This is a genomic window from Streptomyces sp. DI166 (genome assembly GCF_900091315.1).
GTDB classification, from domain to species: Bacteria; Actinomycetota; Actinomycetes; order Streptomycetales; family Streptomycetaceae; genus Streptomyces; species Streptomyces fuscus.
This window is the reverse complement of sequence record NZ_FLSP01000069.1, coordinates 1-14,597: the sequence shown is the minus strand read 5'-3', so window position 1 is coordinate 14,597 and position 14,597 is coordinate 1. Positions and strand designations below refer to the sequence as shown.

At 71.7% G+C, this 14,597-nt stretch carries 13 protein-coding genes; 9 read left to right on the top strand and 4 right to left on the bottom strand.

Annotated features, from left to right (window positions below; all coding sequences use genetic code 11):
- Positions 1 to 36 precede the first annotated feature (36 nt).
- From GA0115233_RS28155 to GA0115233_RS28140, 4 genes are read left to right on the top strand one after another with little or no spacing between them, the layout of a single operon-like run.
- Positions 37 to 1,353 (top strand): sensor histidine kinase, encoded by a 1,317-nt coding sequence (locus tag GA0115233_RS28155; protein WP_093723123.1) that lies wholly within the window; start codon positions 37 to 39, stop codon positions 1,351 to 1,353.
- Positions 1,350 to 2,015: a response regulator gene (locus GA0115233_RS28150; protein WP_093723122.1), complete on the top strand. Its 666-nt coding sequence runs from the start codon at positions 1,350 to 1,352 to the stop codon at positions 2,013 to 2,015. The genes GA0115233_RS28155 and GA0115233_RS28150 overlap by 4 nt, the downstream gene beginning before the upstream one ends.
- Positions 2,016 to 2,038: 23 nt before the next feature.
- Positions 2,039 to 2,479, top strand: coding sequence for a VOC family protein (locus GA0115233_RS28145; protein ID WP_093723121.1), 441 nt, complete (start codon positions 2,039 to 2,041; stop codon positions 2,477 to 2,479).
- Positions 2,480 to 2,529: 50 nt separating this feature from the next.
- Positions 2,530 to 3,732, top strand: coding sequence for a cytochrome P450 (locus GA0115233_RS28140; RefSeq protein ID WP_093723120.1), 1,203 nt, complete (start codon positions 2,530 to 2,532; stop codon positions 3,730 to 3,732).
- A gap of 13 nt (positions 3,733 to 3,745) precedes the next feature.
- Here the strand turns inward: GA0115233_RS28140 and GA0115233_RS28135 are convergent, their stop codons facing one another.
- Positions 3,746 to 4,579 (bottom strand): diacylglycerol kinase family protein, encoded by an 834-nt coding sequence (locus tag GA0115233_RS28135; protein ID WP_093723119.1) that lies wholly within the window; start codon positions 4,577 to 4,579, stop codon positions 3,746 to 3,748.
- 186 nt (positions 4,580 to 4,765) lie between these two features.
- Between GA0115233_RS28135 and GA0115233_RS28130 the strand changes: the two genes are divergently transcribed.
- The 4 genes from GA0115233_RS28130 to GA0115233_RS28115 all read left to right on the top strand — a co-directional run bounded on the left by GA0115233_RS28130 (position 4,766) and on the right by GA0115233_RS28115 (position 10,430).
- On the top strand, positions 4,766 to 6,049 hold the full coding sequence (locus GA0115233_RS28130) for an adenylosuccinate synthase (RefSeq protein WP_093723118.1): 1,284 nt from the start codon (positions 4,766 to 4,768) through the stop codon (positions 6,047 to 6,049).
- A gap of 158 nt (positions 6,050 to 6,207) precedes the next feature.
- A complete protein-coding gene (locus GA0115233_RS28125) occupies positions 6,208 to 6,591 on the top strand; it encodes a hypothetical protein (RefSeq protein ID WP_093723117.1) in 384 nt (127 codons plus the stop codon).
- A 13-nt stretch (positions 6,592 to 6,604) separates the two neighbouring features.
- A complete protein-coding gene (locus GA0115233_RS28120; protein WP_093723116.1) occupies positions 6,605 to 10,033 on the top strand; it encodes an NACHT domain-containing protein in 3,429 nt (1,142 codons plus the stop codon).
- A 100-nt stretch (positions 10,034 to 10,133) separates the two neighbouring features.
- Positions 10,134 to 10,430 (top strand): DUF3303 family protein, encoded by a 297-nt coding sequence (locus GA0115233_RS28115; protein WP_093723115.1) that lies wholly within the window; start codon positions 10,134 to 10,136, stop codon positions 10,428 to 10,430.
- Between the two features lie 7 nt (positions 10,431 to 10,437).
- On the opposite strand, the gene GA0115233_RS28110 is transcribed toward GA0115233_RS28115, so the two are convergent.
- The 3 genes from GA0115233_RS28110 to GA0115233_RS28100 all read right to left on the bottom strand — a co-directional run bounded on the left by GA0115233_RS28110 (position 10,438) and on the right by GA0115233_RS28100 (position 13,400).
- Complete coding sequence (locus GA0115233_RS28110) at positions 10,438 to 11,088, bottom strand: hypothetical protein (RefSeq protein WP_093723114.1); 651 nt, start codon at positions 11,086 to 11,088, stop codon at positions 10,438 to 10,440.
- 124 nt (positions 11,089 to 11,212) lie between these two features.
- Positions 11,213 to 11,911 carry a GntR family transcriptional regulator gene (locus GA0115233_RS28105; RefSeq protein WP_093723113.1) on the bottom strand — a complete coding sequence of 233 codons (699 nt, stop codon included), beginning with the start codon at positions 11,909 to 11,911 and terminating at the stop codon, positions 11,213 to 11,215.
- A gap of 133 nt (positions 11,912 to 12,044) precedes the next feature.
- Positions 12,045 to 13,400, bottom strand: coding sequence for an aspartate aminotransferase family protein (locus tag GA0115233_RS28100; RefSeq protein WP_093723112.1), 1,356 nt, complete (start codon positions 13,398 to 13,400; stop codon positions 12,045 to 12,047).
- A gap of 213 nt (positions 13,401 to 13,613) precedes the next feature.
- Between GA0115233_RS28100 and GA0115233_RS28095 the strand changes: the two genes are divergently transcribed.
- Positions 13,614 to 14,597 (top strand): serine/threonine-protein kinase (locus GA0115233_RS28095; RefSeq protein WP_255310378.1); only part of this gene is annotated, 984 nt, incomplete at its 3' end.

The window sequence follows — 14,597 nt, the reverse complement described above, 5'->3', positions numbered from 1 at the left end:
TCGCAGGTGACGACGGCGCGGGAGGCCTGGCCTACCGTGCTGTACGTGACCGAGACGACCACGAAATCCCACAGCCCGGAGTACCGGCTGGCCGTGGACGCCCTGCGCGGGCTGCGGCAGGACCTGTTCCAGGACGCCTTCGCCTACCGGCCGCTGCGGCGCACCCGGACCGAGGGCGGCCCCGCCCGGCTGCTGCCGCGCCCGATACGCGAGTACGCGGGCTTCACCCCGCACGCCCTGATCGTCGCCACGGCCCTCCTCGCCGCCCTCGTCGGGGGCACGGACGGCAGCGGCCCGCCCCTGGCGACCGCCGTGGTCTGCGCGGTCCCGGTGCTGATGACGGCGGTACGGCCGGCCGGCGCGTTCTGGCTGTCGATGGCCGCCGTGCCCGTCGTCGGGATGCTCGCCGGGGACTGGGTGCAGTGGCCGTGGGCGAGCGGCGCCTTCGTCTCCCACCTGGCGGTCCTCACGATCGTCGCGGTGCGCACCCGGCCGCGGACGGCGGCCTGGATGTGGGCGCTGACGGCGGCGTACGGGATGGTCATGGACACCGGATTCGGCCCGACCTACTACTACGGCACCAACACCGGCGCCATGCTCATGCTCTCCGCGCTGATCCTGCTCGCCGTCTCGGTGTGGCACATCCGCCGCGAGGCCGAGCAGGAGGTGACCGCGCAGGCCACCGAGACCGCGCAGGAGCGCTCCAGGCGCACCCTGCTGGAGGAGCGCACCACCATCGCCCGCGAGCTGCACGACGTGGTCGCCCACCACATGTCGGTCGTCGCCATCCAGGCCGAGGCCGCGCCCTACCGGGTGGAGAACCCGCCGGAGGAACTGGAGCGGGCCTTCGCCACCATCCGCGAGAACGCCGTGGCGGCCCTGACCGAGCTGCGCCGGGTCCTGGGCGTCGTACGGGCGGAGGACTACGAGGCGCCGGACGCGCCGCAGCCCACGCTCGCGGACCTGGACGCCCTGCTGGCCAATGTGCGCGAGGCGGGCCTGGACGTGACCAAGACGGTGACCGGCGCGGTGCGGGAGCTGCCGCAGGGCGTGGAGCTGTCGGCGTACCGGATCGTCCAGGAGGCCCTGAGCAACACCCTGCGGCACGCGCCCGGCGCCAAGGCGGACGTGGAGGTCGGGTACGTGCTCGGCGGGCTCGGACTGCGCGTCGTCAACACTGCGCCCCCGGCCCCGTCCCTGATCAAGCCCTCGCCCGGCGCGGGGCACGGGATCACGGGCATGCGGGAGCGGGTGACCATGCTGAACGGCGAGATGACGGCCGGGCCGACGGACGAGGGCGGATACGAGGTGGCGGTGTTCCTGCCGGTGCAGCGCACGGGGGACGAGGCATGACGATCCGCGTCCTGATCGCCGACGACCAGATGATGGTCCGCGAGGGTTTCTCGGTCCTGCTCAACGCGATGCCGGACATCGAGGTCGTCGGTGAGGCGGTCAACGGCCGGGAGGCGGTCGCGAAGGTCCGCGAACTGGCCCCCGACGTGGTCCTGATGGACATCCGCATGCCCGAGCTGAACGGCATCGAGGCGACCCGCGAGATCGTGGCCGCCGACGGCACCGCGCGGGTGCTGGTGCTGACCACGTTCGACCTGGACGAGTACGTCTACCAGGCGCTGCGCGCCGGTGCCTCCGGCTTCCTGCTGAAGGACGCCTCGGCCCGTCAACTGGCGGACGGGGTCCGGGTGGTGGCCTCCGGCGAGGCGCTGCTGGCGCCCTCGGTCACCCGCCGGCTGATCACCGAGTTCTCCAAGCTCACCGAGCAGCCGCGCGCCTTCTCCGGCGCCCACGCGGCCTACGGCGACCTCACCGAGCGGGAGACGGAGGTGCTGGTGCTGATCGCGCAGGGCCTGTCCAACGCGGAGATCGCCGAGCGGCTGGTGGTGGCCGAGTCGACGATCAAGACCCACGTCAGCCGGATCCTGGTGAAGCTGGGGCTCAGGGACCGCACGCAGGCGGCGGTGTTCGCGTACGAGGCGCGTCTGGTGACGCCGGGCTGAGGGCGCTTCAGTAGCGTGGGCGCATGGAGCAGCGCATCACCCTGATCACGCTGGGCGTCACCGACCTGGCCCGTGCCAAGAGCTTCTACGAGGCCCTCGGCTGGCGCGGGCAGGAGGTCCAGGAAACGGTGTTCTTCCAGGCCGGGGGCCTGGGGCTGGTGCTGTGGGACCGGGTGAGGCTGGCCCGGGACAGCGGCGTGGACCCGGGTCCGGCGGTGGACGGCTTCGGCGGGATCGTCCTCGCGCACAACGTCCGTTCCGACGCGGAGGTGGACGAGCTGCTGGCGGCGGCGGAGCGGGCCGGGGGAACGGTCACCAAGCCCGCCGTCACGAACGAGATCGGCTTCTACTCGGGCGCCTTCACCGACCCCGACGGGCACGTCTGGGAGGTCGCCCACAACCCCTCCTTCCCGCTGGCGGCGGACGGAACGGTCACGATCCCCGACTTCTCCGCTGGTCAGTAGGGGGACGTCTCCTCTGGTCAGCAGGGGGTGCGGCGGGCTAGCGTCCGTTCATGGGAGCCTTCGATCCGTGGGACGCGGCGTTTCTCGCCGACCCCTACCCCGCCTACGCCGAGCTGCGCGCCCAGGGGCGCGTGCACTACTTCGAGCCGACGAACCAGTGGCTGGTCCCGCACCACGCCGACGTCTCGGCGCTGCTGCGCGACCGGCGCCTGGGGCGGACGTACCAGCACCGCTTCACCCACGAGGAGTTCGGCCGGACGGCCCCGCCGCCCGAGCACGAGCCGTTCCACACCCTCAACGACCACGGGATGCTCGACCTGGAGCCCCCGGACCACACCCGGATCCGGCGCCTGGTGTCGAAGGCGTTCACCCCGCGCACCGTGGAGCAGCTGCGGCCGTACGTCGAGCGGCTGGCCGGTGAGCTGGCGGACCGGCTGGTCGAGGCGGGCGGCGGCGACCTGCTCACCGACGTCGCCGAGCCGCTGCCGGTCGCGGTGATCGCCGAGATGCTGGGTATCCCGGAGGCGGACCGGGCCCCGCTGCGGCCCTGGTCGGCGGACATCTGCGGGATGTACGAGCTGAACCCCTCCGAGGAGACCGCGCGGCGGGCGGTACAGGCGTCGGTGGAGTTCACCGAGTACCTGCGCGAGCTGATCGCCGAGCGGCGCAAGGCGCCCGGGGAGGACCTGATCTCCGGCCTGATCGCGGCGCACGACGAGGGCGACCGGCTCACCGAGCAGGAGATGATCTCCACCTGCGTGCTCCTGCTGAACGCGGGCCACGAGGCGACGGTGAACTCCACGGTCAACGGCTGGTACGCCCTCTTCCGCAACCCCGACCAGCTCGCCGCCCTGCGCGCCGACCACTCCCTGGTCCCCTCCGCGGTGGAGGAGCTGATGCGCTACGACACCCCGCTCCAGCTCTTCGAGCGCTGGGTCCTGGACGACATCGAGGTCGCCGGTACGACGATCCCCCGGGGCGCGGAGATCGCCATGCTCTTCGGCTCCGCCAACCACGACCCGGAGGTCTTCGACACCCCGGAGCGGCTGGTCCTCTCCCGCCCCGAGAACCCGCACATCTCCTTCAGCGCGGGCATCCACTACTGCCTCGGCGCCCCGCTGGCCCGCATCGAGCTGGGCGCGTCGATGAAGGCCCTGCTGGACCGGGCCCCGGCCCTGTCCCTGGCCGAGGAGCCGAATCGGAAGCCCAACTTCGTGATCCGGGGGATGGAAGGGCTGCGGGTGTCGGTCTGAGCCCGGGCGGGGCTCACTTGCCCGGCAGCACCAACCCCAGCGCCCCCTCCCACACCGTCCACGTACGTCTGCGCACCGGGCCCGCCTCCAGGGCGTCGGCCCGGTAGCGGAAGTCCGGGCCGGAGACCGTGATGCGGTGGCCCCGGGCCAGCAGGGGCGGCTCGTCCGCGGCGGGGCGGACCTCCACCGACGCCGTACCGGAGCCGTCCGGGGTCACCGAGACGTTCTCCACCTGCTGGTCCAGGTCGATCAGCGTCATGCCGTCCACCTCGACCCGCAGCCGGGTCGGGGCCGGGCCCGTGGGAGCGGGAGCGGGGCGCGCCGGGGCCAGGGTGCGGAACAGGGACTGGTACGTGCGCAGCCAGGGCCGGGCCTCCGCGGGCTCGGGGCGGACCGTGGACGGCAGCGCCGGGATGCGCAGCGCGCCCAGCACCACTCCGTCGCTGTCGTCGACGAGTACGTCCACCCGGTGCTCCACGCCGTCCAGGACCGCCCGCGCCGCCGCCACCGCGCCCGTGGGCAGCCCCAGCGCCCCGGCCAGCGTCAGCGCGGCGCCCACCGGGACCACCGACAGCGCGCATCCGGCCAGCTCCCGGCGCCGGTGCAGCAGGGACACCGCGCGCACCAGGGCCCGGTCGTCGCCGACCACGACCGGGCGCCGTGAGCCCCTTCGGGTGAGTGCGCGGGCGAATTCCTCCGGCCCCTCCGGCAGGCACACCTTCGTCGCGGCACCCGCGCTGAGCACGTCTTTCGCGATCCGCACGGACTCTCCGTCCGTATGCCGGGCGACCGGGTCGATGACCACCAGCAGCTGTTCGGACGTCGCGGAAGTCGCCACCTCGGCCATGCCTCGCTTCCTCGGGTAGCATCTTTGTGCAAGAGCCCCTTGCGCTATTGCGCCAGGGGCTTCGTCTATTCCGGGGCATCCGGTCCGACGGTTTGCGGCCAACGAAGGTCGCCGGTGTACCACCCGCACAGGTGCGGTGTACACCCCTGACCTTGGACATGCCCCGCCCGGAAGGGGTGTACGCGCGTGCCCGCACTTGTGCTGCTCGGTGCTCAGTGGGGTGACGAAGGCAAGGGAAAGGCGACCGACCTGCTCGGTGGCTCGGTCGATTATGTGGTGCGCTACCAGGGCGGCAACAACGCCGGCCACACGGTGGTCGTGGGCGATCAGAAGTACGCCCTGCACCTGCTCCCTTCCGGAATCCTCTCCCCGGGGTGCACCCCGGTCATCGGCAACGGCGTCGTCGTCGACCCGTCGGTCCTGCTCTCCGAGCTGAGCGGTCTGAACGAGCGAGGCGTCGACACGTCCAAGCTCCTGATCAGCGGCAACGCCCACATCATCACGCCGTACAACGTCACCGTCGACAAGGTGACGGAACGCTTCCTCGGTAAGCGGAAGATCGGCACCACCGGCCGCGGCATCGGCCCGACCTACGCGGACAAGATCAACCGCGTCGGCATCCGTGTCCAGGACCTGTACGACGAGTCGATCCTGACCCAGAAGGTCGAGGCGGCCCTCGACGTCAAGAACCAGCTGCTCACCAAGCTCTACAACCGTCGCGCGATCGCCGTCGACCAGGTCGTCGAGGAGCTGCTGCACTACGCCGAGCAGATCAAGCCGTACGTCGCCGACACGGTGCTGATCCTCAACCAGGCCCTGGAGGACGACAAGGTCGTGCTCTTCGAGGGCGGCCAGGGCACCCTGCTTGACATCGACCACGGCACGTACCCCTTCGTCACCTCCTCCAACCCGACCGCGGGCGGCGCCTGCACGGGCGCGGGCGTGGGCCCGACGAAGATCAGCCGGGTCATCGGCATCCTGAAGGCGTACACGACCCGCGTCGGCGCCGGCCCGTTCCCGACCGAGCTGTTCGACGAGGACGGCGAGGCGCTGCGCCGCATCGGCGGCGAGCGGGGCGTCACCACCGGCCGTGACCGCCGCTGCGGCTGGTTCGACGCGGTGATCGCCCGCTACGCCACCCGCGTGAACGGCCTCACCGACTTCTTCCTCACCAAGCTCGACGTGCTCACCGGCTGGGAGCAGATCCCGGTCTGCGTCGCCTACGAGATCGACGGCAAGCGGGTCGAGGAACTGCCCTACTCGCAGTCCGACTTCCACCACGCCAAGCCGGTCTACGAGATGCTGCCCGGCTGGTCCGAGGACATCTCGAAGGCCAAGTCGTTCTCCGACCTGCCGAAGAACGCCCAGGCGTACGTCAAGGCGCTGGAGGAGATGTCCGGCGCCCCGATCTCCGCGATCGGAGTGGGCCCGGGCCGGGACGAGACGATCGAGATCAACTCGTTCCTGTAGGAGCCGGACACGTTCCTGTAGAAGCCGGACACGTTCCTGTAGAAGCCGGACACAGCGAAAGGGGCGTCCCCGCACCGGGGGCGCCCCCTTCCGAACTCTGCCCGGAACAGTCGTTGTTGCCCTACTCTCGACGCACGACCTCGGGGGAGGGGTGGGGCGTGGACATCGCACCGGAACTGTTGACGGCACTGGCGTCGGGCACCGCCGGAGCGGCGGGGCAGCAGCTCTGGGCATCCCTGGGCGCCCTGCTCCGCCGCCGCCCACCGGACGCGGCGCCCACGGGCGAGGAGGAACTGTCCGCGCTCGGCGAGCACACGGACGACACCGCCCGCGCCCGTGAACTGGCCAACGTCCTGGTGCTGAGGGCCGAGCAGGACCCGGCGTTCGCGCGGGCCCTGGAGGAGTGGCGGGGGCGGGCGGAGCAGTGGCACCGCGCCACGGCCGACTCCGGTGAGCACCGCAACGAGATCAGCGGCGGCGAGTTCAACGGCCCGGTCATCATCGCGCGCGACATCAACGGCCCGATGACCTTCGGCCAGTAGGACCCCGTCGCCGATGCCCGAGATCTCCGGGGGGAAGTACGACGCGCCCGTCGTCATAGCGCAGAACATCAGCGGTCCCGTCCACTTCGACAGCCCCCGCCCCGAGGAACAGCCCACCGGCCGCCGTCGGACACCACTGCGCACGGCCGCGTCACTGGTCCTGCTGGGCCTGCTGATCTTCGTCATGACGTCGCTGCGGACGGGCGAGGAGACGCTGTCGCCGGGCTCCCGCCGCGTCTTCGCCCTGGCGGGCGCGGGGCTGGTGGTCGTGGGCTCGCTGTGGTGGGTCGCCACCCTCGCGGGGCTCACCGCACGGATGCGGGAACGGTTCGCGCCGCGCCGAAGACTCGCGCCCGCCCAACTGGACGCGGCGGCGGACTCCTTGGCGACGGTGCTGGCCGACGAGTACGCCCGCGACGAGAAACAGCTCCACGTCAACGACCCGGCGCCCATCCCGGTCCGCTGGTCGGCCGCCGGACCCCACCTGAGCGACCACCGCGCCAACATCCTGCGCACCCCGATCACGGCGGCCGACGGAACGGCCCAACCGCTCGACCTGGAAGGCGACTACGACGGCATCGCGGCCTTCTACGCCCGCGTCCCCAGCGGGCGCCTGGTGATCCTCGGCGCCCCCGGTGCGGGCAAGTCGGCACTGGTCCTACGGCTTGCCCGCGACCTGCTGAAGTCCCGCGAACCCGCCGCCCCGGTCCCGGTGCTGCTGCCCATCGCTTCCTGGAACTCCGCCGAGGAGGACCCCTGGCACTGGGCGGCCCGCCGCCTGGCCGCCCTGCACCCCACGGTCCTGCGCACCCCCCAGCTCGCCCACGACCTGCTCACCTCGGGCCGCCTCCTGCCCGTCCTCGACGGCCTCGACGAACTCCCCGAGCCCGCCCGCCCCAAGGCCCTCACCCGACTGCGCCGCACCCTGAACGAACCCGCCCGTCTGGTCCTGACCTGCCGTGTCGAGGAGTACGAGGCGGCTGTCGAGGACACCGACACCGTGCTGCCCGCCGCCGCGGTCGTCCAGCTCGAACCCCTCACCGTCACCGACCTGGAGGCCTACCTCCCGCGCACCGCCCGCCCCACCGGCCCCGAGCACACCGCCACCAAGTGGACCCCGGTCCTGGCCCGCCTGGCCGATGCCGAGGACCGGGCACCGGAGGTCGCCTCCCTGCGCGCGGTCCTGAGCACCCCCCTCATGGTCAGCCTCGCCCGCTTCGTCTACACCGGCACCCGCGCCGACCCGACCGAACTGATCGAGGACGAACGCTTCCGCGATCGCTCCACCCTCGAACGCCACTTGTACGACGCCTTCCTCTCCGCCGCCTACGAGGACACCGGCCGCGCGGGCTGGACTGGCGAGCAGGCCCGCGCCTGGACGGGCTACCTCGCCGCGCACCTGCGCCGCACCGGCGAGCAGGACATCGCGTGGTGGCGCCTGGGCGAGGTCGTACCGCGCTCGGTGCGGTGGGTGGGCACGGGGCTGGCCATGGTGATCGCCGCGCTCGCGGTCGGCGTGACGGACTACGACCATCCGTGGTGGCGGGAGTGGGTGCCGGTGCCGCCGTGGGTGGTGGTGCTGGTGCTGGGGTGCGCGGCGGCGCTGCTGGACTGGCGCCTGGACACACCGGTGGACGCGCCGCGGCGGCTGCACTGGCCGGGGCGGGCCGATCTGCGGGCCCTGCGTTCGGAGTTGCGCCTGCTGATGCTGATCGCGCCGCTCGTGGTCCTCGTGATCGGTGCGCTGGTGCTCCTGAAGCAGAACGACGTGGCGCTCAGAGCCACTGTCGTGGTCGCCATCGTGATCCCGTCGGTCGTGCTCAGCCGGCTCATCGACCTGTTCAACCGTCTCGCCGATCCGGCCGACGCCCCCGAGCCGGCGGAACTCCTGCGTGCGGACCGCCGTACCCAGCTCGTGCTCGGCCCCTTCACCCCGGCCCGGCAGCCACTGCGCCGTCTCTTCTCCGAGACAGCGCTGATCGTGGTCGTCGTCGCGCTGGCCTTCTGGCTGCGCATCTCGGACCGTTCCTCGGTGACCTGGGGCGACTGGGTGATTGCCCTGGGTCTGCTGCTGTTGGCCTGGGCGGTGTGCCGCTGGTCGGTGTCGGCGGCGGGACGGCTCGCGGTCGCCCGGCTGTATCTCGTCTGCACAGGTGCCCTGCCGTGGCACGTGATGGCCTTCCTGCGCGACGCCCACCGCAGGGGAGTGCTGAGACAGTCCGGGGGCCTGTACCGCTTCCGCCACATCGAGTTGCGCAACCGGCTCGCCGAGGGGAAAGGGGTGGCCGAGGACGGCACCAGCAACCCCGACCCGGCACGCGAGGAGGACGTACGGCCGCCGCTGGCCGACCTGGTGGGCTTTGGACCGCTCCTGGTCTTCCTCGCCACCGGCCTGGCGGCGGTGTTGATGATCCCTGACTTCAAGTACCCGCGCGAAGAGCTGCCGGAGCCCTGCGCGCTGGTCGGTCCGGCCCACCTTCGGCAGCTCTTCGCCGACCCGGTGAAGAAGGAGGACCGGATCTCCTGCGGCCTGGACGAGCGCTCGCCGTTCCGGCCGGACCGGCGCTTGACGATCACCAAAGCTCTGTGGTGGTCGAACTGGAAGGACGGCAGCGGCACCGATATGGCTCGGCAGTACTTCGACGAGGTCGGGGTGGCCGACGACAACCCGCTCTCCGGTCTTGGCGACGAGGCGAGGGTGCTGATGAAGTCCGACGGCCGGCACAAGGAGCCGAAGGCCCTGGTCACCGTGCGCACCGGGAACGCGGTCCTGTGGGTGGAGTACAGCGAGCAGTACGCCGAACCCGCGCGCGTGTACGAGGTGGCCGTCCTCCTCGCCCGGGACGCCCTGCGCCGGGCGTCGGCCCCGGGCACGGACGTCGGCACCGACCCCCGCGCCCTCGCCGACATCCCGCCCGCGAAGCTGCCCGACCCGTTGCCGATCGCCGCGTACCGGAGAGTGCCGGAGCAGTCGCTGCGCGGCGCCGTCTGGAGGGGCGAGGAGCACTCGGACATCCACACCTTCGAGCGGCTGAAGGTGCCGGTCAGGCTGGCCCCCGACTTCACCTGCAGCGAGGGGGACAAGCCGTCGGAGAACGGCGATCGGACCGCGCGGTGCAGCGCGAACGGCAATGATCCGCCGCTGTTGGACATGGCGGACCTGCCGTGCGGGAGGGAATCCTGCCCGCCCTCGGTGACCGAGTCATTCCGCACCCGGTGGTCGGGCAGCGACGCCCGGACCTGGCGGCGCACCCCCACCGGCGACGGCCGCTACCTGGAGCGCGACACCAAGAAGGGCGAGTACGAGCTGATCCTCTTCATCCCCGACCACCGCGACGACGGCGAGCACCAACTCTGGTTCCGCGCGCTTGTCGACATGGACGACGTCGAGCTGGCCCAGAAGATGGTCAACGCGGCGTACACCCAGGTCACGGCCCCGTAGCCACCCTGGACCGGCCACTCAACTCCGTTCTGCGGAACCGTACAAATGGGGCATATCCTGAAGCAGGGTGATGGGTGGGGAGAAGGCGAGGGTGAGCCGGATGCGCACGATGATGAAGGTGACCGTCGACACCGACAAGGGCAATGAGGCCATCCGCAGTGGGCGCCTGCCCGAGATCATGAAGGGGGTCCTGGAGAAGCTCAAGCCGGAGGCGGCGTACTTCGGCCCCGAGGGCGGGCAGCGCACCTGCTGGATGGTGTTCGACCTCCAGGACAGCTCCCAACTGCCGCCCACCGCCGAGCCGTTCTTCGAGGAGCTGCGCGCGAAGGTCGAGCTCACCCCCGTGATGAACATCGAGGACCTCCAGAAGGGTCTCTCCCAGCTGAGCGGCTCCTGACGCCTCATCAGCTGAAGACGATCATCGACCCCTGCGCCAGACTCCGGGTCGCCGCCGCGTGCAGGCCCAGCCAGACATGGCGTTCGCGGGCGAAGGGGCTGGGGTCGTACGGAGCGGGCAGGGCGGGCTCCTCCAACTCCGTGGGCGCCGACGGCGGTTGCGGCGCCTCCGGAGGGTTCGCCGGGTCGATGCCGATCGACGGGGCCACGAACTCCAGCTCCCTCAGCAGGGTCTGCGAGGAGCCCAAGGGGCCGCCCCCGGCGAGGAGTTCGTCGCTGGAGAGCGGGTGCGGGAAGTCCACCGGGACATAGGCGCCCGCGTGGTCGTAGTGCCAGACCAGGTGCGACTGCTGGGCCGTGGCCTCGAACATCTCCAGCAGCTGCTCGTAGTCCCCGCCCAGTTCGTCCACCGGGGTCACCGGCAACTGGCACACCTGGAGCAGGTAGGCCCGGCGCAGAAAGTGCAGCGCGTCGTAGTCGAACCCGGCCACCGGGGCGACCTCGCCGGTCAGGCCCGGCATGTACTGGTACACCGGCACCGGCGGCAGCCCGGACTCGGCGAGCACCTTGTTGTATTGCGCGAGTTCCTCGGCGAACGGGTTGTCGGGCGTGTGGCACAACACGTCGACGAGCGGTACCAGCCACAGGTCACAGGCCAAAAGAGGACTCCTCGCGTAGCGGGGCGTAGCGCCATGGTCAGGGAAGGGTAATCGGTGCGGCCCGGTGGGGAACCCTCCAGTACCGGTCGTGGGCCGGGACGGTGCATATCCCTTACCCCGGCCCTCAGGACGCGAGTCGCCCGATCAGGGACAACCAGTGCGCGTTGTACTCGGCGACGATCACCCGGGCCGCCTTCACATCGCGGCGGGCGAGCGCGTCCACCAGCTCGGTGTGGCCCGCCCACAGCTGCCCGCGCAGCTCGGTCAGCAGCCGCAGGTGCTGCACCGCGCACACCCAGGACTGCACGCGCAGCCGGTGCAGGAAGTCGGCGAGATAGGGGTTGCCGAACAGGGCCCCGAGTTCGCGCCAGAAGCGCAGGTCGTAGCCGATGAGGACGGTCAGGTCGCCGGCGTTGGCGGCGCGCTGCGCCTCCTCGCCGCGCCGCCGGACCCCGGCCAGCGCGGCGGCGGTACGGGGGTCGTCGGGGTCGGCGTGCGCGTGGCGGCCCTCGGCGAGGGCGTCGAACATGCCGTCGATCACCAGGGCGCGGGCCTCGACGATGCCCCGGTAGTCCTCGAAGGAGTACGTACGGACCTTGAAGCCCCGGTGCTGGTCCGCCTCCAGCAGCCCCTGCGCGGACAGGTCGACCAGCGCCTCGCGCACCGGGGTGGCGGAGACGCCGTACTGCTCGGCTATCTCCTTGACCGTGAACGCCTGCCCCGGCTGGAGCCGTCCGGCCAGCACCTCGTCCCGCAGCGCGTCCGCGATCTGCTGGCGCAGGGTGCTGCGGGTCACTGCACCGTTGCCGGTGGAGCCGGGCATGGGCGGAGGGTCTCCTCGTCGCGGGGTGGCGTACACGTACTTCTACGAGCACGCCACCTTACGCGTTCGCCCCACGGCCCGGCTCCCGGGTGACACCGACCACATCAGCCGCCACAACAACGGCTCTTGACGGCTACTTTGTGTACTCGTCCGCCACCGAAAGAGCCGCGTCCAGGGCTGCCAGGCCCTCCTTCAGTTCGGACTCGGAGACGTTGCACGGCGGGACCACGTGCGTGCGGTTCATGTTCACGAACGGCCAGATGCCGTGCTTCTTCGCGGCGGCGGCGAAGGCGGCCATCGGGGCGTTGGCCTCACCGGCCGCGTTGTACGGCACCAGCGGCTCGCGGGTCTCCCTGTCCTTGACCAGGTCCAGCGCCCAGAACATGCCCACGCCGCGCACCTCGCCGACGCTCGGGTGCCGCTCGGCCAGCTCGCGCAGCGCGGGCTCGACGACGGTGGTGCCCAGGCGGGCCGCGTTCTCCACGACGCCCTCCTCCGCCATGACGTTGATCGTCGCGACGGCGGCGGCGCAGGCCAGCGGGTGCCCGGAGTAGGTCAGACCGCCGGGGTAGGCGCGCTTGCCGAAGGTCTCCGCGATCGCCGGGGAGATCGCCACACCGCCGAGCGGCACATAGCCGGAGTTCACGCCCTTGGCGAAGGTCATCAGGTCCGGGACGACGTCGAAGTGGTCGGCGGCGAACCACTCACCGGTCCGCCCGAACCCGGCCATCACCTCGTCCAGGACGAAGACGATGCCGTACTTGTCGCATATCTCACGCACACCGGCCAGGTAGCCCGGCGGCGGCACCATGATCCCGGCGGTGCCGGGGATGGTCTCCAGGATGATCGCGGCGACGGTCGACGGCCCCTCGAAGGCGATCGTCGTCTCCAGGTGTTCCAGCGCCCGCGCGCACTCCTGCTCCTCGGTCTCGGCGTAGAAGCGGGAGCGGTACAGGTACGGCGCCCAGAAGTGCACCACTCCGGCGCTCGCGCTGTCGGAGGGCCAGCGGCGCGGGTCGCCGGTGATGTTCACGGCCTGCTGGGTGCCGCCGTGGTACGAGCGGTACGCGGAGAGCACCTTGGGGCGGCCCGTGTGCAGCCGGGCCATGCGCACCGCGTGCTCGACGGCGTCCGCGCCGCCGTTGGTGAAGAAGATCTTGTCCAGGTCGCCGGGGGTGCGCTCGGCGATCAGCCGGGCCGCCTCCGAGCGCGCCTCCACGGCGAACGCGGGCGCGAACGTCGTCATCCTCGCCGCCTGCTCCTGGATCGCCGCGACGACCTTGGGGTGCTGGTAGCCGATGTTGGTGTAGACGAGGCCGCTGGTGAAGTCCAGGTAGCGGTTGCCGTCGTAGTCCCAGAAGTACGACCCCTCGGCGCCGGCGACGGCGAGCGGGTCGATGAGCTCCTGCGCGGACCAGGAGTGGAAGACATGCGCGCGGTCCGCGGCCTTCACGGCGGCGCCGACCTCGGGATTGGGCTGAGGGGTCATGCGGCCGAGGGTAAATGTCCGCGATGCGGAAGCGATATCGGCGTCCTGTCTGCGGGACGGGACTTTCCGCGACAGGTTGTCGACAACGCCGGGCGTACTCGTACCGGCGCGGGCTGTTACGGAACCGTAGACCCGCCCGCACTGACCTCCCCGTATGCCCGCACTATCGTGGATCCGTCGCAGGGGGCGGCGCGGTATGGGGGAGGGCCCGTCATGGATCAGCTGGGACCGGGAGACCCGCAGCGGATCGGCGCCTATCGGCTGCTGGCCCGGCTCGGGGCCGGCGGGATGGGGCAGGTGTATCTCGCCCGGTCGGAGCGCGGGCGCACGGTCGCGGTGAAGCTGGTACGGGCGGAACTGGCCGCGCAGGAGGAGTTCCGGGCGCGGTTCCGGCAGGAGGTGAACTCCGCGCGCCGGGTGGGCGGTCTGTGGACCGCGCCGGTGCTCGACGCGGACACCGAGGCCGAGGTGCCGTGGGTGGCCACCGGGTACGTCGCCGGACCGAGCCTCCAGCAGGTCGTCGGGCACGATCACGGGGCGCTGCCGGAGCGGTCGGTACGGATCCTCGCTGCGGGGCTCGCACACGCGCTCACCGACATCCACGCCGCCGGGATCGTCCACCGCGACCTCAAGCCGTCCAACATCCTGGTCACCATCGACGGGCCGCGCGTCATCGACTTCGGCATAGCGCGGGCGCTGGAGACGATCGCCGAGTCCGGTCTGACCCGAACCGGCGCGCTCGTCGGCTCGCCGGGCTTCATGGCGCCCGAGCAGGTGCGCGGCGACCGCATCACGCCCGCCTGCGACGTCTTCTGCCTCGGCTCCGTCCTGGCCTACGCCGCCACCGGCCGCCTTCCCTTCGGCGCGGGCGGCAGCGGTGTGCACGCGCAGATGTTCCGCATCGCCCAGGAGGAACCGGACCTGGACGGCGTCCCGGAGGGCATCGCCGACCTGGTCCGCGAGTGCCTGCGCAAGGACCCGGCCTCCCGCCCGCCGCTGGCCCACATCCTGGAGCGCACCGGCGCCGACGACACGGTCTCCGACGGCCGCTCCCGCGACCCGTGGCTGCCGAGCACACTGGTCGCACAGCTGGGGCGGCACGCGGTGGGGCTGCTGGACGCGGAGGAACCGCTGGCGCCGGGGGCGGCGGGCGCCGCCGGTGCGGGCGGTGCCGCGCCGGGGGCCTGGGCTGCGGGA

Coding starts and splice junctions, on each gene's coding strand:
- GA0115233_RS28150 (WP_093723122.1), top strand. CDS start 1,350: ATGACGATCCGCGTCCTGATCGCCGACGACCAGATGATGGTCCGCGAG.
- GA0115233_RS28145 (WP_093723121.1), top strand. CDS start 2,039: ATGGAGCAGCGCATCACCCTGATCACGCTGGGCGTCACCGACCTGGCC.
- GA0115233_RS28140 (WP_093723120.1), top strand. CDS start 2,530: ATGGGAGCCTTCGATCCGTGGGACGCGGCGTTTCTCGCCGACCCCTAC.
- GA0115233_RS28135 (WP_093723119.1), bottom strand. CDS start 4,579: ATGGCCGAGGTGGCGACTTCCGCGACGTCCGAACAGCTGCTGGTGGTC.
- GA0115233_RS28120 (WP_093723116.1), top strand. CDS start 6,605: ATGCCCGAGATCTCCGGGGGGAAGTACGACGCGCCCGTCGTCATAGCG.
- GA0115233_RS28115 (WP_093723115.1), top strand. CDS start 10,134: ATGCGCACGATGATGAAGGTGACCGTCGACACCGACAAGGGCAATGAG.
- GA0115233_RS28105 (WP_093723113.1), bottom strand. CDS start 11,911: ATGCCCGGCTCCACCGGCAACGGTGCAGTGACCCGCAGCACCCTGCGC.
- GA0115233_RS28100 (WP_093723112.1), bottom strand. CDS start 13,400: ATGACCCCTCAGCCCAATCCCGAGGTCGGCGCCGCCGTGAAGGCCGCG.